This is a genomic window from Bradyrhizobium sp. 2TAF24 (genome assembly GCF_052115025.1).
Taxonomy (GTDB): Bacteria; Pseudomonadota; Alphaproteobacteria; order Rhizobiales; family Xanthobacteraceae; genus Bradyrhizobium_A.
In genome coordinates, this window is the sequence record NZ_JBFRFW010000007.1 from 117,125 (window position 1) to 142,221 (window position 25,097).

Consider the following 25,097-nt stretch of genomic DNA (forward strand, 5'->3'; position numbering starts at 1 on the left):
CAATGTTGTCAGCAATTCATTAAGGCGGAAACAGCACAGGCCGGCGTCACGGTTTCGCCGGTGCCGACCGCCGCCTGGCCTCGATCACGTCCCACAGCCGGGCGGCGACGTCGGGGCCGCCGACGCGGGCGATGGCGCGGATGCCGGTCGGCGAGGTGACGTTGATCTCGGTCAGATGGCCGTCGATCACGTCGATGCCGACAAACAGCAGGCCGCGGGCGCGCAGCGCCGGACCGAGCCGCTCGCAGATCTCGCGCTCGCGCGCGCTGAGGTCGGTCGATTTCGCCGCGCCGCCGCGTACCATGTTGGAGCGCAGGTCGTTCTCCGCCGGCACGCGGTTGACCGCGCCGGCGAATTCGCCGTCGACCAGAATGATGCGCTTGTCGCCGTGCTTCACTTCGGGAAGGAAGCGCTGGATCACCCAGGGCTCGCGGAAGGTCACCGAGAACATGTCGTAGAGCGACCCGAAGTTCATGTCCTTGGGCATGATGCGGAACACCGCCGAACCGCCATGGCCGTACAGCGGCTTCATCACCACGTCGCCGTGCTCGGCGCGGAACGCGTTGATCTCCTCGACGTCGCGCGAGATCAGCGTCGGCGGCATCAGGTCGGGGAATTCCATCACGAACATCTTCTCCGGCGCGTTGCGCACGCTCGCCGGATCGTTGACGACCAGCGTTCTCGGATGAATGCGCTCGAGCAGGTGGGTGCTGGTGATGTAAGCGAGGTCGAACGGCGGGTCCTGGCGCAGCAGCACGACGTCGAATGACGACAGGTCGGTGCGCCTGGCCTCGCCGAGGGTGAAGTGATTGCCTTCCTCGTCGCGCACGCTCAGCGGCTGCACCGGCGCCACCACGTCGCGGCCGCGCAGCGACAGCTTGTCCGGCGTGTAGTAGGACAGCGTGTGGCCGCAGCGCTGCGCCTCCAGCAGCATGGCGAAGGTGGAATCGCCGCGGATGTTGATGCGGGCGATGGGGTCCATCTGGACGGCGATGTTGAGCGTCATGGGCATTGATCCGGGCAGGAGGTAAAGGCAGTGGTCGGCGCGGCGGACATCGGCGTTCCGGCTGTGTCAGCCTGAGGCGTCGAACGCGGCCATGAGATGACGGGGCAGCGACTTCGGCGCGATCAGGATGGCGTCGAAGCGGCAGTCGAGCTTGTCGTGTTCGGGATGGTTCATCAGCCAGGCCTGCGCCGCCGCGACGATGCGCTGGCGCTGCTGCGGCGTGATGGCGTAGGCGGCGTCATCCAGCGTCGCGCGGGCCTTGACCTCGACGAATGTGATCAGGTTGCGCCGCCGCGCCACGATGTCGATCTCGCCGAAGCGGGTGCGGAAGCGGCGGGCGAGAATGCGGTAGCCCTTCGCCAGCAGGTAGGCGGCGGCGCGGCTCTCGGCCGAGATGCCGGTCTGGAACGCGATCACCCGCTCGGGCGATGGCGCGTCCGCTTCAGGCTTGGTCATCGGGCGTCTCCTTGGCGAGCTCGAGCGCGCGCGCGTAGATCTCGCGCCGCGGGCGGCCGGAGGCTTCGACCACGCCGGCGACGGCGTCCTTGACGCTGCCCTGCGCCAGCGCTTCGCGCAGCAGCGTGTCGATATCGGCCTGTGCCATCTCGCGGGCGTCGGCGGCGGGCGGTCCCACCACCAGCACGAATTCGCCGCGCGTCTCGCGCTGCGCCGCGGTGGCGGCGAGCTCGGCGAGCGCGCCGCGGACGATCTCCTCGTGCAGCTTGGTCATCTCGCGGCAGATCGCCGCCTCGCGCGCGCCGAGGCCGGCGGCGAGGTCGCGCAGCGTATCCTGCACACGATGGCCGGATTCGAACAGCACCAGCGTGACGTCGAGCCGCGCCAGCTCGGCGATGCGCGCCTGCCGCGCGCCTTCGCGGGCCGGCAGGAAGCCTTCGAAATAGAAGCGGTCGGTCGGCAGCGCCGCTACTGTCAGCGCCGCCAGCAGCGACGAGGCGCCGGGCACGGTGATCACCGCATGGCCGGCGGCGGCGACCTCGCGCACCAGCTTGAAGCCGGGATCGGAGATCAGCGGCGTGCCGGCGTCGGACACCAGCGCCACGGCCGCGCCCTGGGCGAGCTGCTGCAGGATCATGGGGCGCATCTGCGCCGCGTTGTGCTCGTGATAGGGCTTCAGCGAACCGCGGATGCCGAAGCGGTCGAGCAGCGTGCGGGTGACGCGGGTGTCCTCGCAGGCGATCATGTCGACCCCGGCGAGGGTCTCGAGCGCCCGCAGGGTGATGTCGCCGAGGTTGCCGATGGGGGTCGCCACGAGATGCAGCCCCGCGGCAGCCTTCGGCGCTACCATGAGCTGGCCGGCAAGCAGGAAGCCGCGGGCCTCGGTGTCGGACGGATCGGGAGAGCTGGAACGGGGCCGGGCGCGCATGACGGCAATCTAGTGCATGTTCCGAAAAAGGGGAGGGCGGGGGCCATCGTACTATCATCGACGATGGGCTGTGGGGGCGAAAGCTATGCGAATATCGCGTAACTCATTGGCCAATGGTTGTTAAAATCCTTTTGCGTTGTTTAAGGATTGGACGCCAATATGCCCAAATCCCCTTTCAGATCATGGGCCCTGACACAGGTTCCTGGTCCCGCGAGGGCAGAGAAAGACAGACGATGGCGGCCCCGAACGATCCCTTGAAGCTCCGGCGTGGCCCCACCCGGCGGTCCGCACTCGGACTGTTCGTCGCCGCGCCGTTCGTCGCGGGGTGCTCCAACATCGCAACCAACCTGCCCTGGCAGGATCAGACGCCGCCGCCGGCGGCGGGCCCGTCCGGGCCGCCGCAGCAGCCGACCTCTGTCGGCACCGGCAATGTGAAGGTCGGGTTGATCCTGCCGATGTCGGGCGCGGGCAATGCCGGCGTCGTCGCGCAGTCGATGAAGAACGCCGCCGAGATGGCGCTCGGCGAGTTCCAGAACCCGAATGTCCAACTGCTGATCAAGGACGATGGCGGCACCGCGCAGGGCGCCCAGCAAGGCGCGCAGCAGGCGATCGACGAAGGCGCCGAGATCATCCTCGGGCCGCTGTTCGCGCAATCGGTGCCAGCCGCGGCGCAGCTCGTGCGGGCGCGCAACCTGCCGATGATCGCATTCTCGACCGATTCGAGCGTCGCCGGCCACGGCGTCTTCCTGCTCAGCTTCCTGCCGGAATCCGACGTCAACCGCATCGTCGACTACGCCGCCGGCACCGGCAAGCGCTCGTTCGCCGCGATGCTGCCCGACAATGCCTATGGCAATGTGGTCGAGGTCGCGTTCAAGCAGGCGGTGGCGCGCCGCGGCGGCCGCGTCGTCGCGTTCGAGAAATACGGTGCCGACCGCACCGCGGCCGCGCGCAATGTGGCGCAGGCGCTGGGCACGGCGGACGCACTGTTCCTGGCCGATGACGGCGATTCGCTGGTCGCGGCGGCCGACGCATTGACCGTCGCCGGCGCCAATCTCAAGCGCGTGCAACTGCTCGGCACCGGCTTGTGGGACAATCCGCGGGTGTTCAACAGCGCGGCGCTGCAGGGCGGGCTCTATGCCGCGCCCGATCCGGCGGGCTTCCGCGCCTTCGCCGGCCGCTACCGCAGCAAGTACGGCCAGGATCCGGTGCGCACCGCGACGCTGGCCTATGATGCGGTGGCGCTGGTGGCGGCGCTGGCGCGCACCCAGGGCAACCAGCGCTTCTCGCAGGACGTGCTGCTGAACTCATCGGGCTTTGCCGGCATCGACGGCCTGTTCCGCTTCCGCAGCGACGGCAGCAACGAGCGCGGCCTCGCGGTGATGCGCGTGGCATCGGGCGGCGGCCAGGCGGTCGCCGGATCGCCGAAGAGTTTTGCGACGTAGGGCCGGTTACGCCGCGAGATCGGCGACGACGGCGTCGAGCAGCGGGAAGCCCGACTGGGTCACGCGCAGGCGTCCACTCGCGTCGACGGTGATCGCGCCTTCTTCCCGCAGCAGCGCGATCCGCGCCGGATCGAGCGGCCGGCCGGCAAGGCGGGCATAGCGCTGCGGATCGATGCCTTCCGCGAGGCGCAGCCCCATCAGCAGGAATTCATCGGCGCGCTCTTCACTGTTGAGCGTCTCGTCGGTGGTCACGCCGTGGCCGCTGGCCTCGACCCGCATCAGCCAGGTCTCGGGGCGCTTCTCGGTGGCGATCGCATGGCGCACGCCGTCGATGTCGAGGCGGCCATGGGCACCAGGGCCGATGCCGGCATATTCGTCGCCGCGCCAGTATACGAGGTTGTGCCGGCATTCGGCGCCGATGCGCGCGTGGTTGGAGATCTCGTAGGCCGGCAGGCCGTGGCGTGCGCAGACCTCCTGCGTCACGTCGTACAGCGCGCGGGCCACCGCCTCGTCCGGCGTCTTGAGCTTGCCGGCGGCGTGCAGGCCGAAGAACGGCGTGTCCGGCTCGATGGTCAGTTGATACAGCGACAGGTGCTCGGCGGCTTCGCCGATCGCCTGGGTCAATTCCTGCGTCCACATCTGCGGCGTCTGGTCGGGGCGCGCATAGATCAGGTCGAACGAGTAGCGGTCGAAGGCGCTGCGCGCGATCGCCACCGCATCGAGCGCCTCACGCGCGGTGTGCAGGCGGCCCAGCGCCTTCAGCGAGGCGTCGTCGAGCGCCTGCACGCCGAGCGACACGCGGTTGACGCCGGCGGCGCGATAGCCGCGGAAGCGCGTCGCTTCCACGCTGGTCGGATTGGCCTCGAGCGTCACCTCGACGTCGGGCTTAACCGTCCAGTATTTGGCGATGGCGTCGAGAATGCCGCCGACGGTCTGCGGCTGCATCAGCGACGGCGTGCCGCCGCCGAGGAAGATCGACGATACCGTGCGGCGTCCGGTGCGCGCCGCGGTGGTCTCGATCTCGCGGGTGAAGGCCTGGACATAGCGCGCCTCGTCGACCGGCGCATGGCGGACATGGCTGTTGAAGTCGCAGTACGGACACTTCGACAGGCAGAACGGCCAGTGGACATAGACGCCGAAGGCGGGTGTCGCGTCAGCCAAGGTGCGGCTCCTTAAGGCAGCGCGCCTGCAGCTTCACGAAGGCGCGGGCGCGGTGCGACAACCCCAAACCGAGCGGCGGCAGGCCGTGCTTCTCGACGCTGGTCATCTCGCCGAAGGTTCGGGTGTGGCCGTCGGGCAGGAACGCGGGGTCGTAGCCGAAGCCGGCGGTTCCGCGCGGCGGCCACACCAGCGTGCCGTCGACGGTGGCCTCGACCTCTTCGAGATGGCCGTCCGGCCAGGCGACGCACAGCGCCGAGACGAACCGCGCGGTGCGCTTGTCCGGCGTGGTGGCGCCGCGCTCCTGCAGCAGGCGCTCGATGCGCGCCATGGCGGCGGCGAAATCCTTGGCTTCGCCCGCCCAACGCGCCGAGTAGATGCCGGGGGCACCGTCCAGCGCATCGACCACGAGGCCGGAATCGTCGGCGAAGGCGGGCAGGCCCGCGGCATGCGCCGCGGCGCTGGCCTTCAGCGCGGCGTTGGTGCGAAAGCTGTCGCCGGTTTCCTCCGGCTCGGCGAGGTTGAGCTCGCCGGCAGACACCGCGTCGATCCCATGGGGCGCCAGCAGCTCGCGCATCTCGGCGAGCTTGCCCGGGTTATGGGTCGCGATCACAAGGCGTCCGGTGATTCGGCGGTGCATCAGCGAATCCTATCATGTTCCGGGCGGCAGGGGCCGCGCCGGACGGTCAAAACGACCCGTTATCCGCGTGGAACAGGGCCGGCGGGCTGTCAGAGCACCGCCATCTTCTGCAGGTCGACCAGCCGGCCGACGCCCTTCTGCGCCAGCGCCAGCAGGTTCAGGAACTCGTCCTGGGTGAACGGGGTCTTCTCGGCGGTGCCCTGCACCTCGACGATGCGGCCGTCGCCGGTCATGACGAAGTTGGCGTCGGTGTCGGCCTCGGAATCCTCGGCGTAGTCGAGGTCGAGCACCGGCGTGCCGTTGTAGATGCCGCAAGATACCGCGGCGACGTTGCCACGCAGCACCTCGCCGCGGATCATGTTGCGGGCCTTCATCCAGTTCAGGCAGTCCGCCAGCGCCACCCAGGCGCCGGTGATGGACGCGGTGCGGGTGCCGCCGTCGGCCTGGATCACGTCGCAGTCGACGGTGATCTGGCGCTCGCCGAGCGCCTCGAGGTCGACGATCGCCCGCAGCGAGCGGCCGATCAGGCGCTGAATCTCCACGGTGCGCCCGCCCTGCTTGCCGGCGGAGGCCTCGCGGCGGGTGCGCTCCAGTGTCGCGCGCGGCAGCATGCCGTATTCGGCGGTGACCCAGCCGCGGCCCTGGCCCTTCAGCCACGGCGGCAGGCGCTCCTCCAGCGTGGCGGTCACCAGCACATGGGTGTCGCCGAATTTCACCATGCACGATCCCTCGGCATATTTGACGACGCCGCGCTCCAGCGACACGGGGCGCAGTTCATCGGGCGCGCGACGGCTCGGCCGCATGGCAGGTCCTCCAGAAAACCGGGATGCTTCAAACTGAGGCTGCTTTTAGGGGCGCCGGCCCGACGCGGCAAGGGCCGCGCCGGTGGAGCCTCCCGGAAGTCATCCAAACTCTTGAAAATGCCGCCAAATATGGACAAATGAGGGGCCGCAAGGGAGTTCGACGTGGTACCCCACGATCCGATCGGTCATTTGATTACCCCGAGAGAGGGGCTCGCCCAGCTCAACGAGCGCTCGCGCGACATTTTCCGCCAGATCGTCGAAAGCTATCTGGCGACCGGCGAACCGGTGGGCTCGCGCAACATCTCCCGCCTGATCACCCTGCCGCTGTCCCCGGCGTCGGTGCGCAACGTGATGTCCGACCTCGAGACGCTCGGGCTGATCTATGCGCCGCACACCTCGGCCGGACGGCTGCCGACGGAACTTGGTCTGCGCTTCTTTGTCGACGCCTTGATGCAGGTGGGTGAGCCGAGCGAGCCGGAGCGGCAGTCGATCGAAGCCCAGCTCGCTACCGTCAACAAGGCCCAGTCGGTGGAGGCGGCGCTGGAGGAAGCGCTGACACGGCTGTCCGGCCTGACACGGACCGCGGCCGTGGTGCTGACGGCGAAGTCCAACGTCCGTCTCAAGCATATCGAGTTCGTGCGGCTGGAGCCGACGCAGGCGCTGGTGGTGCTGGTGGCCGAGGACGGCCAGGTCGAGAACCGCGTGCTGGCGTTGCCTCCGGGGGTGCCGGCATCGGCGCTGACGGAAGCGTCGAATTTCCTCAACGCTCATATTCGCGGCAAGACGCTGGCGGAAACGCGCGCCGAGCTCGAAACCGCGCTGGCGCAGAGCCGCAGCGAGCTCGATGCGCTGACGCAGAAGATCGTCGCCGCCGGCATCGCCAGCTGGTCGGGCGGCGGCAGCGAGGAGCGCCGGCTGATCGTGCGCGGTCATGCCAATCTGCTGGACGACCTGCATGCGATGGAGGACCTCGAACGGGTGCGGAATCTGTTCGATGATCTCGAAAGCAAGCGTGGCGTGATCGACCTGCTGGGACGCGCCGAGCACGCCGACGGCGTGCGCATCTTCATCGGCTCGGAGAACAAGCTGTTTTCGCTGTCGGGGTCCTCGACCATCGTCGCGCCCTATCAGGACGGCGCCGGCCACATTGTCGGCGTGCTTGGCGTGATCGGGCCGACGCGGCTCAACTATGCCCGGGTGATTCCGATGGTCGATTATGCCGCCCGCGTCGTCAGCCAGATGCTCGGCAAGTGAGCCGCCGCGCCGTCAGGCGCGGGTGGTGTCGTCCGAGATCCCCTGGAACCGGCCCCTGGAGTGACCGAATACCGGTTCCTGCTGTTCCGGAACTTGATTTTCGGCGCGAGAGCCCTGATATGCGGCTGGATCGCATTTTCGTGAGAAGGCGGAGTAATGACCGAAGCCAACGGCCAGAAGAATTCTGATGACCTGACCCAGGACAACACGTCGCCGCAGCCGGCGTCGCCGAAGCCCTATGTCATGCCGGACGAGCCGGAGGCGGGGTCGGTGGAGGCGCTGGCGGCCGAGGTCGCCGAGGCCAAGGACCGCGTGCTGCGCACCCTGGCGGAGATGGAGAATCTGCGCCGGCGCACCGCCAAGGAAGTCACCGACGCGCGCACCTATGGCATCGCCAATTTTGCCCGCGACGTGCTCGACATCGCCGACAATCTGCAGCGCGCGCTCGACGCGGTGCCGGCGTCGGCGCGTGAAGCGGCCGACCCGGGCCTCAAGGCGCTGATCGAGGGCGTCGAGCTGACCGAGCGCTCGCTGCACGCGACGCTGGAGAAGAACGGCGTCAAGAAGCTGGATCCCATGGGTCAGAAGTTCGACCCCAACTTCCAGCAGGCGATGTACGAGGTGCCGGATTCGTCGGTGCCCGCCGGCACCGTGATGCAGGTTGTGCAGGCCGGCTACACCATCGGCGAGCGCGTGCTGCGCCCGGCGCTGGTCGGTGTCGCCAAGGGCGGTCCGAAGGCCGCGCCGACCACCGACGTGTCGGCCTGAGCGGCCGCAAAACCCCCTCCGAAGTCGACAAGCGCCGCAGTTTCTGCGGCGCTTTTTGTTTTGGAGGGGCGCAGCGGATGGCGCGCAGCCGGCGCGCGTGTCCGTTGCGATCGCGCGCCGCGCGTTCAGGCCGCTGCCGTCTGCGGCGGCTTCTTCCAGGAAATGACGGTGCCGTTGCCGTCGACGATGTAGTTGGTAGTCGGGTCCTTGAAGATCGCCGCGTCGTGGTTGTAGGACGACGTCCCGTTGATCGAGCCGCCGCCCTCGCCGCCCTGAAGAATCCAGCTGTTGTGGAAATTCAGGTCTGGAATATCGCTGGCGCTCTGGATTGTCACGGCGCGGTTCTGAATGGCCTCCGCGAACGCCAGATAGTTCTTGTCCTGCAGCTGCTGTGCGCCCTCGATGTAGGACTGGCCCTGGGTCTTGTACCAGTTCTCGATCTCCGCGGGCGTGGAAGGAGTGGTGATGACGTCGTGCAGGGTTTTGGAGAAGCTGTTGTATGTGCCGTCGGCGTTCTTGTTTGCCGCGAACAGCGACTTCAAGTAGTCGTCCAACTGGTCGAATGTCGCGGTCGTGTTGCCTGCCGTCAGCCGCTCGAACACGTCCTGGCCGGTGTTGGCGCCGGGCTTGATGGTGTCGCCGCCCTTGCCCTTCAGGGTCTGGATCAGCGCCTGCAGTCGCTGTGCGACGACCTGATCGATCTTGTTGCGGGCGAGCAGAGCCTTGGCCTGATCGGACAGCTCGACCATCGTGGCTGGAGCACTGCCGGAAGCGGCCGATCGTGCGGCCGTGCCGGTGGATGGCGCGTCGGGGCTGGTCGGGACGTTAGAACGGAGCAACGAGAGGAGTGCGTCGCTCGCGGACGAAGGCGCAGCAGCAACTGTGCTCACGGTGCAGTCCTCGGCAGGGCTGAAACACGCATCGATAGGAAAAAAAGGGATTGCCGTGTTTCAGCAATCTATAGAAACACGATCATTGAGTGCTGTTTTCGTTAACAACAGGTTAAGAACAGCCACACCGTCGGCCTGCGTTCGCGCTGGCGCTGGCGCGACCGAGAGCGGAATACCGGCAGGCCGCCGGCGCGCGGTCTGCCGATGGCGTTCGCGCGCGCGGCTGCGGCGTAACAGCCGATGCGCGCCTTGCGATCGGGCCTGATCGATCGCAGGGCGACAGCCCGGGCGTGGCCGACCTCGGGCCTTGCCGCCTACACTGTGATGTCCGCCGACTGGATACGCTTGACGCCGGCCTTGCTGGTGTCGTGCCAGGCCTTCGCCAGCGAGCCTTTGGTGTCGATGCCGCGGCAGGCGTCTTCGATGATATAAGTCTCGAAGCCGGCCTTGCGGGCGTCGAGCGCGGTCCACGCCACGCAGAAGTCTGTGGCGAGGCCGGTGACGAACACGCGCTTGAGCTTGCGCGCCTTGAGATAGCTGGCAAGCCCGGTGCTGGTCTTGCCGTCCGCCTCCATGAACGCGGAGTAGCTGTCGACGTCCTTGTGAAAGCCCTTGCGGATCACGAGCTGCGCCTGCGGGATCGACAGCTCCTTCGACAGCGCCGCGCCGTCGCTGCCCTGCACGCAGTGATCCGGCCACAGCACCTGCTTGCCATAGTCGAGATCGATGACGTCGAACGGCTTCTTGCCGGCGTGGGTCGAGGCGAACGAGATGTGGTCGGCGGTGTGCCAGTCCTGGGTCATCACCACGTTCCTGAAAGTTTTGGCGAGGCGGTTGATCACCGGGATCACCTGGTCGCCGTCCTTCACCGCGAGGCTGCCGCCGGGCAGGAAGCAGTTCTGCACGTCGACGACGATCAGGACAGACGCGTCGTCGATCTTGATCTTGTCCGCCGCAAAAGCCCTTGCCGCCATGCCCGCCACCGCGGCGCCACCGAGTCCCCCGAGAAGTTGCCGTCTGTCGACCATCGCAAGCCTCCACCCGTGAAATGACCACGGGATCATCCATCAGTGGGCTGGCGAATCTCAAGTGCAAAACATGGCCATGCCACGGCGCGGACAACGGCATGGGCCGCCGGCGCGGAGGCGCAGGGCCGGCGGGTTCAGCGGGCCGCGATCCCGTCGCGCACGGCGCGGAAGCGCGGGAATGCCGCAGGCCAGGCGTCGCGCTTGGCGCTCGCCACGATCCGCAGCGTGGTGCTGCCGCTTCCGAAGCGCAGCCACTGGATGACCGTCACCGGGGTGTTGTCCTTGCCGGTCACCGCCTCGAGCCGGGTCTCGTAGCCGGGCGAGCCTTCGATCCGCAGCGGCTCGGACGAGGTGATGCGGGCGTCGCGCAGGCCGGGCAGCGCCGAGATGATCTGCTGGGCGAAGCGGCCACGATCGTCCGGCGTCGCCGGACCGCTGCCCATCAGGCCGATCAGCATGTAGGTGGCGGCGTCGACGCCATCCTCGTCCTCGGCGTCGGTCAGCAGCACCGTGGTGCCGGCGGGAATGGTGCGCATGGTCTTGAAGCCGCCGAGGTCGGTCAGCTTGAACGGCAGGCGGTCGAGCTGCTCCTCCGGCGGCACGTTCCGGCGCAGCGCGACGCTCGACAGCATCTTGCGGACCGCGTCGTCGGAGTAGGCCGCCGTCGCCTTGTCGGGCACCTGCGCCGCCACATAGCCGGAAAACGCCGGGCCGGCGATGATCAGCGAGAAGCGGCGGACATTGGACCCCTCATCGACCGCGGTTTCCCGGGTGATGTAGGCCTTGTTGCCGCTTTCCAGCTCGAACGGCTCGAGCTTTGGCCGGTTGCCCGTGGGCGGGCTGGCCTTGAAGGCTGCTTCGACCGAGTCGAACGCCTCCTTCGGCAGTTCCGTCACCACCACCTTGACACGCTGGTCGGTGGCCTCGAAGCCGGGAAAACCCGTCGCCGGCGCAAGTCCTTCGATCGGCACAAGGCCGACACGGACGCCCTTCGGAAAGGTCGGATCGGCGGCGAGAGCCGGCGACAGCGCGGCGAGCGAGGCGAGAACAAAGGCGAACAGCCGAAGGTGTCTCATGGGGGTCTCTTGGGATTGCAATACGGCCGTTCGATGGTGCCTGGGCCCGTTGCCAGCCAGCCTCGGCCATTGTGCCCTCGTTCGGCCCGGCGCTGCTAGGTGCGCGGAATCGATCCGGTCAGCTTAGCAATCCGGCGGCATACCGAAACGTTAATTCCGACGGGGCCGGCGCCGTCCGGCGACGCGACCGAGTGTCTCGGCCGGCGGGGTCGGGGCGGCGCGTTCAGGTCTTGTTCGGGCAGTTGTTCCACGCCGTGCCGGGATTTGCGCTGGGCCGAAATTGATTGACTTTTCTCAAGCTGCGGCGCGTCGGTCCTTGCGGCCCGTACCCCCCCTCCTATATGAGGCGGAGCGCCGCATGTCGCGGAGAATTGATCAATGAGGGGGTTCGGTTCGGGGCGCCGTCAGGGCCCAGCCAACCTGCCGCAAGAGAAGGATTGAAGGACCATGGGAAAGGTCATTGGTATCGACCTCGGCACCACGAACTCGTGCGTCGCCGTGATGGATGGCAAAAACCCGAAAGTCATCGAGAACTCGGAAGGCATGCGGACGACGCCGTCCATCGTCGCCTTCACCGATGATGGTGAGCGTCTGGTCGGCCAGCCGGCGAAGCGCCAGGCAGTGACCAATCCCGAGCGGACCTTCTTCGCGGTCAAGCGCCTCATCGGCCGCCGCTACGACGACCCGATGGTCGAGAAGGACAAGGGTCTCGTTCCCTACAAGATCGTCAAGGCCGGCAACGGCGACGCCTGGGTCGAGGCCGACGGCAAGACTTATTCGCCCTCGCAGGTCTCCGCCTTCATCCTGCAGAAGATGAAGGAGACCGCGGAAGCCCATCTCGGCGCCAAGGTCGACCAGGCCGTCATCACCGTTCCCGCCTATTTCAACGACGCCCAGCGCCAGGCGACCAAGGACGCCGGCAAGATCGCCGGCCTGGAAGTGCTGCGCATCATCAACGAGCCGACCGCGGCTGCGCTGGCTTACGGCCTCGACAAGGCCAAGCAGGGCACCATCGCGGTGTATGACCTCGGCGGCGGCACCTTCGACGTGTCGGTGCTCGAGATCGGTGACGGCGTGTTCGAGGTGAAGTCTACCAACGGCGACACCTTCCTCGGCGGCGAAGACTTCGACATGCGCCTCGTGGGCTACCTCGCCGACGAGTTCCAGAAGGAGCAGGGCATCAACCTGCGCAACGACAAGCTCGCCCTGCAGCGCCTCAAGGAAGCTGCTGAGAAGGCCAAGATCGAGCTGTCCTCGACGACGCAGACCGAAATCAACCTGCCGTTCATCACGGCGGACCAGACCGGCCCGAAGCATCTCACCATGAAGCTGACCCGCGCCAAGTTCGAAGCGCTGGTCGCCGACCTCGTCGAGAAGACCATCGAGCCGTGCCGCAAGGCGCTGAAGGATGCCGGCCTGTCCGCCGGCGAGATCAGCGAAGTGGTGCTGGTCGGCGGCATGACCCGCATGCCGAAGATCCAGGAAGTCGTGAAGCAGTTCTTCGGCAAGGAGCCGCACAAGGGCGTCAACCCGGATGAAGTGGTCGCCATCGGCGCTGCGATCCAGGCCGGCGTGCTGCAGGGCGACGTCAAGGACGTGCTGCTGCTCGACGTCACCCCGCTGTCGCTGGGCATCGAGACGCTGGGTGGCGTGTTCACCCGCATCATCGAGCGCAACACCACGATCCCGACCAAGAAGAGCCAGGTGTTCTCGACCGCGGAAGACAACCAGAATGCCGTGACCATCCGCGTGTTCCAGGGTGAACGCGAGATGGCCGCCGACAACAAGATGCTGGGTCAGTTCGATCTGATGGGCATCCCGCCGGCGCCGCGCGGCATGCCGCAGATCGAGGTCACCTTCGACATCGACGCCAACGGCATCGTCAACGTGTCGGCCAAGGACAAGGCGACCAACAAGGAACAGCAGATCCGGATCCAGGCGTCCGGCGGTCTGTCCGAGGGCGACATCGAGAAGATGGTCAAGGACGCCGAGGCCAATGCGGCCGAGGACAAGAAGCGCCGCGAGGCGGTCGATGCCAAGAACCACGCCGACGCGCTGGTGCATTCCACCGAGAAGGCGCTGGCCGAGCATGGCGCGAAGATCGGCGAGACCGATCGCCGCGCCATCGAGGATGCGGTCAGCGATCTCAAGGAAGCGCTGAAGGGTGACGACGCCGAGGCGATCAAGGCGAAGACCAACACGCTGGCCCAGGCGTCGATGAAGCTTGGCGAGGCGATGTACGCCCAGCAGTCCGAGGCCGGCGCTGCGGCGAAGGCCAAGGACGATGTCGTTGACGCGGAATTTACCGAGGTCGACGACGATAAGACCAACAAGAAGTCAGCGTAATCCTCATAGCCAATAACCTCCCCCTCATCGGGGGAGGTTCTTGCGAGAACTCCCTCGATGACGAAACGCTGTTACTACGAGACGCTGGAAGTCGAACGCGACGTCGACGAGTCCGGCCTGAAGTCCGCCTTTCGCAAGCTGGCGATGAAATGGCACCCGGATAAGAATCCGGGCGACCAGTCCAGTGAAGTGCGCTTCAAGGAAATCAACGAGGCCTACGAGGTGCTCAAGGACGGCCAGAAGCGGGCCGCCTATGACCGCTTCGGCCATGCCGCCTTCGAGCAGGGCATGGGCGGTGGTGCGCATGGCTTCGGCGCCGGCTTCGCCTCCTCGTTCTCCGACATCTTCGAGGATCTGTTCGGCATGGCCGGGCAGCGCAGCCGCGGCGGCCGCGAGCGCGGCGCGGACCTGCGCTACAACATGGAGATCACCCTGGAGGAAGCCTTCCAGGGCAAGACCGCCGAAATTCATATCCCCGTTTCCGTCACCTGCGAATCCTGTTCCGGCACCGGCGCCAAGGCCGGCACGCGGCCCAAGACCTGCTCGATGTGCGGTGGCGCGGGCCGTGTCCGCCACGCCCAGGGCTTCTTCGCGCTGGAGCGCACATGTCCGGGCTGCCAGGGCCGCGGCCAGGTGATCGAGGATCCGTGCGGTGGGTGCGCCGGCTCCGGCCGGGTCACGCGCGACCGTACGCTGTCGGTCAACATTCCCGCCGGTGTCGAGGATGGCACCCGCATCCGTCTCGCCGGTGAAGGTGAGGCGGGGGTGCGCGGCGGTCCGTCGGGCGATCTCTACATCTTCCTGTCGCTGGCCTCGCACGAGCTGTTCCAGCGCGACAGCGCCGACCTGCACTGCCGCGTGCCGATCTCCATGATCACCGCGGCGCTGGGCGGCGAGGTCGAAGTGCCGACCATCGACAAGGCCAAGACCAAGGTGAAGGTGCCGGCCGGAACCCAGTCCGGACGCCGATTCCGCGTCGCATCGAAGGGCATGCCGGTGCTGCGGTCGCGCCAGACCGGTGACATGTATGTCCAGGTCGTGGTCGAGACGCCGCAGAATCTGACCAAGCGGCAGAAGGAATTGCTGGCCGAGTTCGAAAAACTGTCGTCCGGCGACACTCAGCCCGAGGCCTCGGGGTTCTTCGCGAAAGTCAAGGACTTCTTCGGCCCGCGCGCCGGAACTGCGTGAGCCCAGCGGCTTGACCATGGGCGGTCGCGGCGATACGGATTTATGACGAAAATCTGACACCTGCCCGCTTTCAGCTTGCCCGGTCCCGATATGCCTCCGCAATCGTCTGTGCGTGTTCTGAAAAAGCCGCTTCGTCTCGATGACGAAGTCCGCTTTCTCCGTTCATGGATCGAAAAGCCGCTGCACATGGGTGCAGTGATGCCGTCGGGCAAGCTGCTCGCGCGCACCATGGCGCAGTATGTCGATCCACATCACGATGCGCCGGTGATCGAGCTCGGTCCCGGCACCGGCGCAATCACCAACGCGCTCATCGAGCGCGGCGTCGATCAGAAGCGGCTGGTGCTGGTCGAGTACAATCCGGGTTTCTGCGCGCTGCTGCGTGAGCGCTATCCGAACGCCAGGGTGGTTCAGGGCGACGCCTATGCGCTACGCAACACGCTGTGGGACGTGCTGGACAAGCCGGCCGGCGCGGTGGTGTCCGGGCTTCCGCTCGTCACCAAGCCGATGCGCACCCGCCTCAAGCTGATCCGCGATGCCTTTGTCGCGCTGGCGCCGGGGGCGCCTTTCGTCCAGTTCACCTATTCGGTGACGCCGCCGATCCCCAAGTCGCTGTCGGGCGTTCAAACCGAGGCGTCGGAGCGGATCTGGATGAACCTTCCCCCTGCGCGCGTCTGGGTGTATCGCAAGGGGTGATCCCAGCCTGATCGCCGAATCTTGTCCCGTAGTCTTGGGCGCGGATCCCGTTAGGAACAGATGTCCGCGATCAAGATTCTCGTCATTCCCGGCTCGCTCCGCACCGGATCGTTCAACGCCCGCCTCGCGGCGCTTGCGGCGAAGGAATTAGCGCTGGCGGGCGTCGAGGTGACGCGGATCTCGCTCGCCGACTATGCGTTGCCGATCTACGACGCCGACCACGAAGCCCAATCGGGCGTGCCGAGGCCCGCCGTCGATCTCAAGCACATGATGGGCCAGCACCAGGGCGTGCTGCTGGTCAGCCCGGAATACAACGCCTCCGTGCCGCCGCTGCTGAAGAACGCGATCGATTGGGTCAGCCGGGTGCGTGAGCGCGGCGAGCCGCCGCTGCAGGTATTCCGTGGCCGCGCCTTTGCCATCGCCGCCGCCTCCGCCGGCAAGTTCGGCGGCATGCGTGCGCTGATGGCGCTGCGCCAGATCCTGACGCTCGGCCTCGGGGCCACCGTCATTCCGCAGCAGATGGCGCTGTCGGCTGCGGACCATGCATTCACCGACGATGACCAGCTCAAGGACACGCGAGACGCGGAAGCGCTGCGCGGCGTGGTGCGCCAGCTGATCGACGTCGCGCAACAGATGAGGTGAAGTGAACATGACGACGGCAAAACCAATCGACGTCCGCGACCGGCTGATCGTCGGTCTCGATCTGCCGAGCGTCGAGGCCGCGGAGGCGATGATCGCACGGCTCGGCGACAGCGTGACCTTCTACAAGATCGGCTACCAGCTCGCCTATGCCGGCGGCCTGCCGCTGATCCGCAAGCTCGCGGACGCCGGCAAGAAGGTGTTCGCCGATCTCAAGCTGCATGACATCGACAACACCGTGGCGCGCGGGGTGGAGAGCATCGCCTCCTCCGGCGCGACCTTCCTCACCGTCCACGCCTATCCCCAGACCATGCGCGCGGCGGTCGACGGGCGTGGCGGCTCGGCGCTGAAAATTCTCGCGGTGACCGTGCTGACATCGTTCAACGATGCCGACCTGCAGGAAGCCGGCTACCGTCTCGGCGTCTCCGATCTCGTGCAGGCGCGCGCCGGGCAGGCCAAGGCCATCGGTGTCGACGGCCTCGTCTGCTCGGGCGAGGAGGCTGCGCGGCTGCGCCGGATTGTCGGCGCTCAGCTCGCGCTCGTCACGCCGGGCATCCGGCCGGCCGGCAGCGCCAGCGGTGACCAGAAGCGGGTGATGACGCCGACGCAGGCGATTGCCGCCGGCGCCGACTATCTGGTCGTGGCCCGTCCGGTGGTCGCGGCTGCCGATCCCAAAGCCGCGGCGGAGGCGATTGTCGCCGAGATCGCCCAGGCGCTCGGCTGAGACTGCCGCTGACAACACACAATCGAGGAGAAGCAGATGGCGAAGGGATACTGGATCGCGCGCGTCGATATCAGCAATGTCGATGGCTACAAGCAGTACGTCGCCGAGAACGGCCCGGTGTTCAAGAAGTATGGCGGCCGCTTCCTGGTTCGCGCCGGCCAGTTCGAGGCCAAGGAAGGCGACAACCACCGCAGCCGCAACGTGGTGCTGGAATTTCCCGATTATGCCGCGGCGCTGGCCTGCTTCGAATCGCCGGAATATCAGCGCCTGATCGCGATCCGCGCGCCGCACAGCGTCGCCGACCTGATCGTGATCGAGGGGTATGACGGTCCCCAGCCCTGAGGCTGTCGCTGCGGCCTGATTCGGCCTTCCGCGGGCTGACAAGGTCGGTCCCATCGCCTATAGATGCAGCCGTCGCGCCGACTGACCGGCGGCGCGTGATACGGCGTTTCCGTCATGTTTTCAAGATGTTGTGCGGTACGAGGATGAAGAGCCATGGCTGATATGCGACTGATCGTGGCGGGTGCCGGCGGCCGCATGGGCCGCACCCTCGTGCGCGCCATCGCCGAGACCGACGGCGTGGTGCTGGCGGGCGCGCTGGAAGCGCCGGGCTCGGAGCTGATCGGGCAGGACGCCGGCGTGCTCGCCGGTCTGTCGCCGAACGGGGTGCTGCTGTCCGCGGACCTGTGGGCGATGTCGGCGCAGGCCGACGGCATCATCGACTTCACCGTGCCGGCGGCGACCATCGCCAATGTCGCGATCGCCGCCGAGCGCGGCATCGTCCATGTCATCGGCACCACCGGGCTGTCGAAGTCCGACGATGCGGTGATCCGCAGCGTCACCAAGCGCGCGGTGGTGGTGCAGTCGGGCAATATGAGCCTCGGCGTCAACCTGCTGGCGGCGCTGGTCAAGCGCGTGGCGCGCGCGCTCGACGAGGACTTCGACATCGAGATCCTGGAGATGCATCACCGCGCCAAGGTCGATGCGCCGTCGGGCACCGCCTACATGCTCGGCCGCGCGGCGGCGGAAGGCCGCGGCATCGACCTGCAGCAGCGTTCGGTGCGGGCGCGTGACGGCTACACCGGCGCGCGCGAGCGCGGCGACATCGGCTTTGCCACCCTGCGCGGCGGCACCGCGACCGGCGATCACACCGTGATCTTCGCCGGCCCCTATGAGCGGGTCGAGCTGTCGCACAAGTCCGAAGACCGCATGATCTTCGCCCGCGGCGCGCTCAAGGCGGCGCTGTGGGCGCGGGACAAGCAGCCGGGCTTCTATTCCATGACCGACGTGCTCGGTCTCAGTGACTGACTCCAACCTCCGGAAAGCGAAGAATGAGCGATCGTTGCCTTGTGCTGGTGCGTCATGGCCAGAGCGAATGGAATCTGAAGAATCTGTTCACCGGCTGGAAGGATCCTGACCTCACCGAGCAGGGCATTGCCGAAGCTCGCGCCGCCGGCCGCAAGCTCAAGGACAAGGGCTACACCTTCGACATCGCCTTCACGTCGGCGCTGACGCGGGCGCAGCACACGCTCAAGCTTGCGCTGGAGGAGCTGGGACAGCCCAGCATCCCGGTGATCAGCGACCAGGCGCTCAACGAGCGCGACTATGGCGAGCTGTCCGGCCTCAACAAGGACGATGCCCGCGCCAAGTGGGGCGAGGAGCAGGTGCTGGTGTGGCGCCGTTCGTTCGACGTGCCGCCGCCTGGCGGCGAAAGCCTCAAGGACACGCTGGCGCGCACGCTGCCGTACTACGTGCAGGAGATCCTGCCGTTCGTGCTGCGTGGCAAGCGCACGCTGGTCGCAGCTCATGGCAATTCGCTGCGTGCGCTGATCATGGTGCTGGAGAAGCTGACGCCGGAGCAGATCCTCAAGCGCGAGCTCGGCACCGGTGCGCCGGTGATCTACCAGCTCAATGCCGACTCGACCGTCGCCTCCAAGATCGATCTCGCGGGCTGAGACGAGAGGCTCATGACTGGCGCGGGGCCCGCCGTCAGGCGGACCGCGGCCGTGCCATCATCTGACGGGCCTGTGGGCTGGCCTCGGCGGCCGGCCCGAGCTTCGCCACGCGGCGATAGGCGCCCGGTCCGATGCCGTGGTGCCGCTTGAAGCCGCGCGCGAACGCGATATCCGATTCATAGCCGACCAGAACCGCGATCTCGGCGATCGCGATGTCCGGCGTCTTCAGCAGGTCGGCCGCGCGCAGCATGCGCTGGGCGGCGACATACTGCATCGGCGGTTCGTCCACCTCGCGGGCGAAGGCGGCGGCGAATGCCGAGCGCGACATGCCGACCTGGGCGGCGAGGCCGGCCACGGACCAGCGCCGGCCGGGCTGCTCGCGGATCAGGCGAAGGGCATTGATGATCGGCGGCGACCACCGCGTGTGGTGCGTGCCGTGCGCCACGTCGGCGACAAAGCTATCGGCAGCTGCGCGCACAAGCTGGATGAACAGCATCTCGGCGAGCCGGATCAGTGTCGCCGTCGAGCCCGGGCCGCGCCGCATGATCTCGATGTCGCTGGCATGGGCGAGCGGTCGCGCCCACGGCGGCAGTTGTCCGTCCTCGCCGGGAACGTGCAGCAGCGGCGGCAGCACGCGCAGCAGCGACCGCGCCCGCATCCGGTCGAGCTGCAGTTCGAGGGCGATCAGCGTCGCCCTGCCGCCGCCGCCGCCGCAGCGGATGGTCGGCAGTCCGGTGCCGGCATCGATGTCGGGATCCGGAATCCGCGCGAGTGTCGGGCTCGACGGCGAGTCCTTGAGCGTGTGCGCGCTGCCGTGGGCAACGACCGCGCAATCGCCTGGACGGAGCGCGACACTTTGCGCGGCAGCCGTGACGGCGACATGCGCATGGCCGTCCACGCAGATGTAGATCATGGCATTGGGAGACGATTCCCGACGACAGCCCCACGGCGCGCTCAGCTCGGCGTGCAGACAGCATGCGTCCTCGACGCGAATCGCCTGCAGCAGTTCGGACAATCCGTCTTCCATGCGCAGTCGCTCCCGATCATCCGAGAGACCGGCTCCGCCAGCCGGCCGAGCGGGTCTCATGACATATGGGGTCTGGACGGCAGGTTGGAAGTTCTGGACGCCCGATCCATGGCGCTGCGGTGATCGATGCGCATCTCAAGCGAACAGCGGACGACGGCTGTGTCACGTTGGGCGACGCGTTCAACTGGCCGTGAACCGCTGCGAACCGCGAGGATTCCCATGATGAAGGCAGCGATGTTGGCGGGCGTGCTGGTGGCGATGACGCTCTCGTTGAGCGGGACGGCCAATGCGCGCGGACCGGGTGAGATCGGGTGCGTGGACGGGTATCCGGCGCCGCCCTTTACCAACAGTTGTCCCTCGCCGGCGCGGACCTATGCCGCGGCAGAGACGCGGGACCGCGACCTGTCGTGCGCGCAGCGCTATCGTTCGTTCGATCCGGCGAGCGGTACCTATATCGGGCGTGACGGCCGTCGCCACGTCTGCCAGTAGGCGCACCGCGATCCGCGCTCAGTCGAGCTTGCGATAGTAGAAGCTTGTGCTGCACAGGCCGCCACGCGGCCACAACGCATAGTCGGGTATGCTGCCGCTGAGCACCCAGCCAAGCCGGGTGTAGAGCCGTGCGGCGTCGCTGTCGGTCACGGTATCGAGCACCAGCAGCGTCTTGCCGGCGGCACGCGCGGCGTCCTCCGCCGCGCGCATCAGCGCGGCGCCAACGCCGCGGCGACGGGCCCTGCGATGGACCAGCATCTTGGCCACGTCGGCGCGATGCGGCTGGTTGTCCGGCTGCGCTGCCACCAGCTGCACCGTGCCGACGATGCCGTCGGCATCCGACGCCGCAAGCAGCAGCCGCCGCCCTTCGGCAACGTCGGCGGTGAGGCCGTGCCAGAACGCGGTCGCCTTCTCCGGCGACAGCGGATGCATGAAGCTGACGGAGGCACCGCCGTCGACGCAGTCGATCAGCACCTCCGCGAGTCCGGCGATGTCGTGCGCGTTGAGCGCTGTGAGCCTGCGGATGGCGGCAGGAGCGCCGGTCACGGTTGCACCCGTTCGGCATGGCCGCCGACGATGACCACGGCATAGCGCGCGGCCTGCGTGGTGGGGTTGCGGTAGGCGGTCGGCCGGTCCAGCGTGAAGGCGAGGCAGTCGCCGGCCGCGAGCACATGGCTGATGGCGCCGACCATCACCTCGATCGCGCCGTCCAGCACCCACACCTGGTGGTGAAGCGGCGCGGCACGGCCGCCGGTGTCGTAGGTGACGTGCGCGCCAGGTGGGAAGGTCACCTCGACGATCTGGATCGGCGTCCGCGCTGCCGGCGGCGAGACGTTGCGGCGGACGTACCCGGACGCGGGGTCCTGCCACACCGCCTGGGTTGCCCGGCGGGACACCGGATCGGCGGTGCTCCCGATCGGTTCGAACAGGTTTGCGAGCGCGACGCCCAGCGCCGCGGCCAGCCGCTCCAGTACCACAGCGGTGGGACTGGTCTCGGAACGCTCGATCAGCGAGATCGTCGATCGGCTGACCCCGCTCTGCGCGGCGAGCGCATCGAGTGTCAGCCCGTGGGTGGCGCGCAGGTCGCGCAGCCGCGCCGCAATCCGGGCATTGATGCCGGAGTCCATGAAGGCTTCTCCATCATACCGGAAATAAAATCCAACATGATCGATAAATCGTCAAGAGGCGATGCCGACCCTGCTAGTTGATGCCGACCTGGCCGGCTTCCCAGCCCAGCATCGCCTGCTTGCGGGTCACGCCCCAGTGGTAGCCGGTCAGCGTGCCGCTCTTGCCGAGCACGCGATGGCAGGGAACGACGAACGACACGGGGTTCTTGCCGACGGCGGCGCCGACGGCGCGCGACGCCTTCGGCCGCTCGATCTTCGCGGCGACGTCCGAATAGGTCGAGGCGCGGCCCATCGGGATCTTGAGCAGCGTCTCCCACACCCGCACCTCGAAGTCGGTGCCGATCAGGATCACCCGCAGTGGCTGGTCCGGTCGCCACAGGCTGGTGTCGAAGATCCGCCGCGCGAGGTCCGCGGTGCCGTCCTGGCTCTGAACATAGGCTGCGTTGGGCCAGCGCCGCTGCATGTCGGCAAATGCCGGCTGCTCCTGCCCGGGGTCGGCGAAGGCGAGGCCTGCGAGGCCGCGGTCGGTGGCGATCACGATGGCAGTGCCGAACGGCGAGGGGTGGAAACCATAGGTCATCACCATGCCGGCGCCGCCTGTCTTCCACTCGCCCGGCGACATCGCTTCATGGGTCACGAACAGGTCGTGCAGCCGCCCCGGGCCCGACAGGCCCGAGTCGAGCGCGGCATCAAGGATGCTGGCGGAATCACGCAGCAGGCCCTTGGCGTGGTCGAGGGTCAGCGCCTGCATGAAGGCCTTTGGGGTGAGGCCGGCCCAGCGGCGGAACAGGTGGTGCAGCTCGTCCGGGGTGACGCCGGCGGCATCGGCAATCGATTCGATGGTCGGCTGGTTGCGCCAGCGCTCGGAGATGAAGGCGATCGCGCGGCGCACGCAGTCGTAGTCGCGCAGTGCCGTGTCCTGCGGCCCGGGCCTGGTGGAACGGTGGTGATCGAGAGCGAGCGTCATCATGCTCCGAATGTAGGTTGGGGGAGAACGGCGAACCACCCGATTTCCGACGAGCGCTCAGGTCACCGGATTGTAGGTCGGGCCGCGCCGGGCTTCCTGCAGCGCGGCGGTCAACGCTTTGTAAAAGCTTCCTTTTTCCTCGGGGCTGAGGAAGCTGGCAATGCCGATGCGGCGGCCGCGCGCCACCAGATAGAGGTGCTCGACGCCGAACTCCTCATGGCTCTCCTGCTGGATGCTGAGCCACAGCGGATTGAATGCCCATTCCAGGGTCTGGCCGCGATGGCTGACACGGCGCAGGCGCAGCTCGCCATAGGTCAGGCGCACCTCCTCATAGGCGGCTGCCCGGCGGAAGTTGACGCGGAATGCCCAGTAGATCACCAGCACGTCGAGGCCGAAGAAGCCGAACACGGGCCAGGCGCCCATCAGGAGGAAAGCAAGGCCCGCGGCAAAACTCACCGCGCTGACGAAGCCCATCAGCACCAGAAAGCCGGTGCGGTTCAGCGAGCGATGCGGCTCGAGCCGTGCCGCGAACACCACGGCGTTCATCGTGTCATGATCAAAATCGTTGCCCGACGTCATCGCCCGTCATTATATCGGCATCATGGCAAAAAAGACGAGCGGCCGAACGTCAAAACCCAGGGCCGCGACGGCATCCTCCGCGTCCCCCTCCCGAAAGCGCGCTGTTTCGAAACCACCGGTCCGATCGGCACCGGCCAGATCGGTGTCGGCCGCGTCACAATCAGCCAGGTCACAATCAGCCAGGTCACCGTCGACGAAGTCACCATCGGCCAAGACGACATCAACCAAGGCGACATCAGCCAGGTCCCGGTCGACCGCGGCGAAGCCGTGGACCGCGGCCGAGGTCACCGAGGCGTTCCGCCGCTTTCGCGAGGCTGATCCCGAGCCCAAGGGCGAGCTCGAGTACATCAATCCCTATACGCTGCTGGTCGCGGTGGCGCTGTCGGCGCAGGCCACCGACGTCGGTGTCAACAAGGCGACGCGCAACCTGTTCCCGGTCGCCGACACGCCGCAGAAGATGCTGGCCCTCGGCGAGGAGCGCGTGCGCGAGGCGATCAAGACCATCGGCCTCTACCGCAACAAAGCCAAGAACGTCATTGCGATGTCACAGCTCCTGATCGAGCGTCATGGCGGCGAGGTGCCGCGCGATCGCGCCGCGCTCGAGGCCTTGCCAGGTGTGGGCCGCAAGACCGCGAACGTCGTGCTCAACATCGCTTTCGGCGAGCCGACCATCGCGGTGGACACGCATTTGTTCCGCGTCGGCAACCGCACCGGACTTGCGCCCGGCAAGACGCCGCTCGAGGTCGAGCTCAAGCTGGAGCGCATCATCCCGGTCGAGTTCAAGCGCCACGCCCATCACTGGCTGATCCTGCACGGCCGCTACACCTGCATCGCGCGCAAGCCGCTGTGCGAGCGCTGCGTGATCAACGATCTCTGCCGCTGGCCGGAGAAGATCGTCTAGGTCGGGACTGAAGATCTCTCCGGCGTCGTTCTTGCCGCTGTCATTCCGGAAGCCGCGCAGCGGCTATCCGGAAGCTCTGCCTGCAATTAATGCCGAGATTCCGCGTTCGCCGCGGAGCCTGTCATCGGGCCGCGCTTTGCGCAGACCCGTTGGCGGCGCCCGGAAATGATACTGCATGAGGTGGCTTGTTCAGGCCACGGGAGTGCGCACGCGACCCGGCTCGATCAGTTCCGGCCGCGGTCCCGACATCAGCTTGTGGACATGGACCATGAACGCCATGCCGAACAGCGGCGTCGCCAGATTGACGATCGGGATCGAGACGAAGGCGGCGATGAACAGCCCGGCCACGAACACCATCGCGCCGTTCTGCTTCCGCAGGGCCTTGGCTTCCGCGGGGGAGCGGAAGCGCATCGCGGCGAGCTCGAAATACTCGCGGCCGAGCAGCCAGGCCGTGGCGATGAAGAACACGATGAAGCCGGCGCCGGCGAGGAACACGAAGGGCAGCGCGATCAGGTAGACCAGCACGGTCAGCAGCGCGGTCTTGGTGCCCTCGGTCAAGGCGACGCCGATCGGCAGCGCGTGGCCGGCGTGTTCGGCCGGGTAGTGCTCGCGCTCGACGAGGTCGGCGATGTCGTCGACGAAGAAGCTCGCCACGAACGAGGTGATCGCGGGCATCAGGAACACGGCGCCGAACACGATGCCGAGGCTGGCGGCGATCGACAGCACCCAGGCCAGCGCGTTGATCGCGGCATGGTAGGACGGGCCGACGCTGGCCTCGAGCCACACCTCGCCGGAGGTGGCGAACCAGGTCAAAAGGCGCTGCAGCGCGATGCCGACCACCACGATCAGCACCAGTGACAATCCGATCGCCTTCCACAGGATGGCGCGCATCGGGCCTGAGAACATCTGGGACAACGCCTTGGTCGCAGCGTCGAGCATACCGCCTCTCCGGTCAAAACCGCTGCCAGAGGTAGAGATGCCGCTGCGGCGGCGCAAGGTGTCGCGGCGCGGAA

Annotated in this window: 28 protein-coding genes; 13 read left to right on the top strand and 15 right to left on the bottom strand. The window is 67.3% G+C overall.

Annotation, left to right across the window (positions count from 1 at the left end; translation table 11 throughout):
• Positions 1 to 46 precede the first annotated feature (46 nt).
• From gshB to rsmI, 3 genes are all read right to left on the bottom strand, one after another.
• The gene (gene gshB / locus AB4Z37_RS13080) at positions 47 to 1,006 is read right to left on the bottom strand and encodes a glutathione synthase (RefSeq protein ID WP_441517169.1); all 960 of its coding nucleotides are present in this window, start codon (positions 1,004 to 1,006) and stop codon (positions 47 to 49) included.
• Between the two features lie 66 nt (positions 1,007 to 1,072).
• Positions 1,073 to 1,462, bottom strand: a complete 390-nt coding sequence (locus AB4Z37_RS13085; protein ID WP_441517170.1) for a YraN family protein — start codon at positions 1,460 to 1,462, stop codon at positions 1,073 to 1,075.
• Positions 1,449 to 2,390 (bottom strand): 16S rRNA (cytidine(1402)-2'-O)-methyltransferase, encoded by a 942-nt coding sequence (rsmI, locus tag AB4Z37_RS13090; protein WP_441517171.1) that lies wholly within the window; start codon positions 2,388 to 2,390, stop codon positions 1,449 to 1,451. Before rsmI ends, AB4Z37_RS13085 begins: the two co-directional genes overlap by 14 nt.
• Positions 2,391 to 2,623: 233 nt before the next feature.
• Here rsmI and AB4Z37_RS13095 point away from each other — a divergent pair, with 233 nt between their 5' ends.
• Complete coding sequence (locus AB4Z37_RS13095) at positions 2,624 to 3,832, top strand: penicillin-binding protein activator (RefSeq protein WP_441517172.1); 1,209 nt, start codon at positions 2,624 to 2,626, stop codon at positions 3,830 to 3,832.
• Positions 3,833 to 3,838: 6 nt separating this feature from the next.
• Here the strand turns inward: AB4Z37_RS13095 and hemW are convergent, their stop codons facing one another.
• The 3 genes from hemW to rph form a co-directional block, all read right to left on the bottom strand.
• Positions 3,839 to 4,993 carry a radical SAM family heme chaperone HemW gene (gene hemW / locus AB4Z37_RS13100; RefSeq protein ID WP_441517173.1) on the bottom strand — a complete coding sequence of 385 codons (1,155 nt, stop codon included), beginning with the start codon at positions 4,991 to 4,993 and terminating at the stop codon, positions 3,839 to 3,841.
• Positions 4,986 to 5,630, bottom strand: a complete 645-nt coding sequence (gene rdgB, locus AB4Z37_RS13105; protein WP_441517174.1) for an RdgB/HAM1 family non-canonical purine NTP pyrophosphatase — start codon at positions 5,628 to 5,630, stop codon at positions 4,986 to 4,988. Before rdgB ends, hemW begins: the two co-directional genes overlap by 8 nt.
• Before the next feature lie 89 nt (positions 5,631 to 5,719).
• On the bottom strand, positions 5,720 to 6,433 hold the full coding sequence (gene rph / locus AB4Z37_RS13110; protein WP_441517175.1) for a ribonuclease PH: 714 nt from the start codon (positions 6,431 to 6,433) through the stop codon (positions 5,720 to 5,722).
• Positions 6,434 to 6,595: 162 nt separating this feature from the next.
• On the opposite strand from rph, the gene hrcA reads away from it, so the two are divergent.
• Positions 6,596 to 7,687 carry a heat-inducible transcriptional repressor HrcA gene (hrcA, locus tag AB4Z37_RS13115; protein WP_441517176.1) on the top strand — a complete coding sequence of 364 codons (1,092 nt, stop codon included), beginning with the start codon at positions 6,596 to 6,598 and terminating at the stop codon, positions 7,685 to 7,687.
• Between the two features lie 156 nt (positions 7,688 to 7,843).
• A complete protein-coding gene (gene grpE / locus AB4Z37_RS13120) occupies positions 7,844 to 8,455 on the top strand; it encodes a nucleotide exchange factor GrpE (RefSeq protein ID WP_441517177.1) in 612 nt (203 codons plus the stop codon).
• Between the two features lie 125 nt (positions 8,456 to 8,580).
• Here the strand turns inward: grpE and AB4Z37_RS13125 are convergent, their stop codons facing one another.
• The 3 genes from AB4Z37_RS13125 to AB4Z37_RS13135 form a co-directional block, all read right to left on the bottom strand.
• On the bottom strand, positions 8,581 to 9,204 hold the full coding sequence (locus tag AB4Z37_RS13125; RefSeq protein ID WP_441517178.1) for a hypothetical protein: 624 nt from the start codon (positions 9,202 to 9,204) through the stop codon (positions 8,581 to 8,583).
• Between the two features lie 455 nt (positions 9,205 to 9,659).
• Positions 9,660 to 10,373 (bottom strand): bifunctional nicotinamidase/pyrazinamidase, encoded by a 714-nt coding sequence (gene pncA / locus AB4Z37_RS13130; protein ID WP_441517179.1) that lies wholly within the window; start codon positions 10,371 to 10,373, stop codon positions 9,660 to 9,662.
• 134 nt (positions 10,374 to 10,507) lie between these two features.
• A complete protein-coding gene (locus tag AB4Z37_RS13135) occupies positions 10,508 to 11,449 on the bottom strand; it encodes a hypothetical protein (RefSeq protein WP_441517180.1) in 942 nt (313 codons plus the stop codon).
• A gap of 447 nt (positions 11,450 to 11,896) precedes the next feature.
• On the opposite strand from AB4Z37_RS13135, the gene dnaK reads away from it, so the two are divergent.
• From dnaK to AB4Z37_RS13175, 8 genes are all read left to right on the top strand, one after another.
• Positions 11,897 to 13,795, top strand: coding sequence for a molecular chaperone DnaK (gene dnaK, locus AB4Z37_RS13140; RefSeq protein ID WP_441517181.1), 1,899 nt, complete (start codon positions 11,897 to 11,899; stop codon positions 13,793 to 13,795).
• 57 nt (positions 13,796 to 13,852) lie between these two features.
• A complete protein-coding gene (gene dnaJ, locus AB4Z37_RS13145) occupies positions 13,853 to 14,983 on the top strand; it encodes a molecular chaperone DnaJ (protein WP_441517182.1) in 1,131 nt (376 codons plus the stop codon).
• A 90-nt stretch (positions 14,984 to 15,073) separates the two neighbouring features.
• Positions 15,074 to 15,676 carry a class I SAM-dependent methyltransferase gene (locus AB4Z37_RS13150; protein ID WP_441517183.1) on the top strand — a complete coding sequence of 201 codons (603 nt, stop codon included), beginning with the start codon at positions 15,074 to 15,076 and terminating at the stop codon, positions 15,674 to 15,676.
• A gap of 60 nt (positions 15,677 to 15,736) precedes the next feature.
• On the top strand, positions 15,737 to 16,318 hold the full coding sequence (locus AB4Z37_RS13155; RefSeq protein ID WP_441517184.1) for an NADPH-dependent FMN reductase: 582 nt from the start codon (positions 15,737 to 15,739) through the stop codon (positions 16,316 to 16,318).
• A gap of 7 nt (positions 16,319 to 16,325) precedes the next feature.
• A complete protein-coding gene (gene pyrF / locus AB4Z37_RS13160) occupies positions 16,326 to 17,039 on the top strand; it encodes an orotidine-5'-phosphate decarboxylase (RefSeq protein ID WP_441517185.1) in 714 nt (237 codons plus the stop codon).
• Between the two features lie 36 nt (positions 17,040 to 17,075).
• Positions 17,076 to 17,381 carry a DUF1330 domain-containing protein gene (locus tag AB4Z37_RS13165; protein WP_441517186.1) on the top strand — a complete coding sequence of 102 codons (306 nt, stop codon included), beginning with the start codon at positions 17,076 to 17,078 and terminating at the stop codon, positions 17,379 to 17,381.
• Between the two features lie 153 nt (positions 17,382 to 17,534).
• Positions 17,535 to 18,347, top strand: coding sequence for a 4-hydroxy-tetrahydrodipicolinate reductase (dapB, locus tag AB4Z37_RS13170; RefSeq protein WP_441517187.1), 813 nt, complete (start codon positions 17,535 to 17,537; stop codon positions 18,345 to 18,347).
• A 23-nt stretch (positions 18,348 to 18,370) separates the two neighbouring features.
• Complete coding sequence (locus AB4Z37_RS13175; RefSeq protein WP_441517188.1) at positions 18,371 to 18,994, top strand: 2,3-bisphosphoglycerate-dependent phosphoglycerate mutase; 624 nt, start codon at positions 18,371 to 18,373, stop codon at positions 18,992 to 18,994.
• Between the two features lie 34 nt (positions 18,995 to 19,028).
• Here the strand turns inward: AB4Z37_RS13175 and AB4Z37_RS13180 are convergent, their stop codons facing one another.
• Positions 19,029 to 20,021 (bottom strand): AraC family transcriptional regulator, encoded by a 993-nt coding sequence (locus AB4Z37_RS13180; protein WP_441517189.1) that lies wholly within the window; start codon positions 20,019 to 20,021, stop codon positions 19,029 to 19,031.
• A gap of 219 nt (positions 20,022 to 20,240) precedes the next feature.
• On the opposite strand from AB4Z37_RS13180, the gene AB4Z37_RS13185 reads away from it, so the two are divergent.
• Positions 20,241 to 20,510, top strand: a complete 270-nt coding sequence (locus AB4Z37_RS13185) for a BA14K family protein (RefSeq protein WP_441517190.1) — start codon at positions 20,241 to 20,243, stop codon at positions 20,508 to 20,510.
• A gap of 18 nt (positions 20,511 to 20,528) precedes the next feature.
• Here AB4Z37_RS13185 and AB4Z37_RS13190 read toward each other — a convergent pair whose 3' ends face one another.
• From AB4Z37_RS13190 to AB4Z37_RS13205, 4 genes are all read right to left on the bottom strand, one after another.
• Positions 20,529 to 21,056 carry a GNAT family N-acetyltransferase gene (locus tag AB4Z37_RS13190; RefSeq protein ID WP_441517191.1) on the bottom strand — a complete coding sequence of 176 codons (528 nt, stop codon included), beginning with the start codon at positions 21,054 to 21,056 and terminating at the stop codon, positions 20,529 to 20,531.
• Entirely contained in the window at positions 21,053 to 21,637 is a 585-nt protein-coding gene (locus AB4Z37_RS13195; RefSeq protein ID WP_441517192.1) for a helix-turn-helix domain-containing protein, read from the bottom strand. The genes AB4Z37_RS13190 and AB4Z37_RS13195 overlap by 4 nt, the downstream gene beginning before the upstream one ends.
• Positions 21,638 to 21,710: 73 nt before the next feature.
• Positions 21,711 to 22,607 carry a methylated-DNA--[protein]-cysteine S-methyltransferase gene (locus AB4Z37_RS13200; RefSeq protein ID WP_441517193.1) on the bottom strand — a complete coding sequence of 299 codons (897 nt, stop codon included), beginning with the start codon at positions 22,605 to 22,607 and terminating at the stop codon, positions 21,711 to 21,713.
• Between the two features lie 54 nt (positions 22,608 to 22,661).
• Positions 22,662 to 23,183: a DUF2244 domain-containing protein gene (locus tag AB4Z37_RS13205; RefSeq protein ID WP_441517194.1), complete on the bottom strand. Its 522-nt coding sequence runs from the start codon at positions 23,181 to 23,183 to the stop codon at positions 22,662 to 22,664.
• Between the two features lie 22 nt (positions 23,184 to 23,205).
• Here AB4Z37_RS13205 and nth point away from each other — a divergent pair, with 22 nt between their 5' ends.
• Entirely contained in the window at positions 23,206 to 24,084 is an 879-nt protein-coding gene (gene nth / locus AB4Z37_RS13210) for an endonuclease III (RefSeq protein ID WP_441517331.1), read from the top strand.
• 189 nt (positions 24,085 to 24,273) lie between these two features.
• Here nth and AB4Z37_RS13215 read toward each other — a convergent pair whose 3' ends face one another.
• Entirely contained in the window at positions 24,274 to 25,023 is a 750-nt protein-coding gene (locus AB4Z37_RS13215) for a sulfate transporter family protein (RefSeq protein WP_441517195.1), read from the bottom strand.
• Between the last annotated feature and the right edge of the window lie 74 nt (positions 25,024 to 25,097).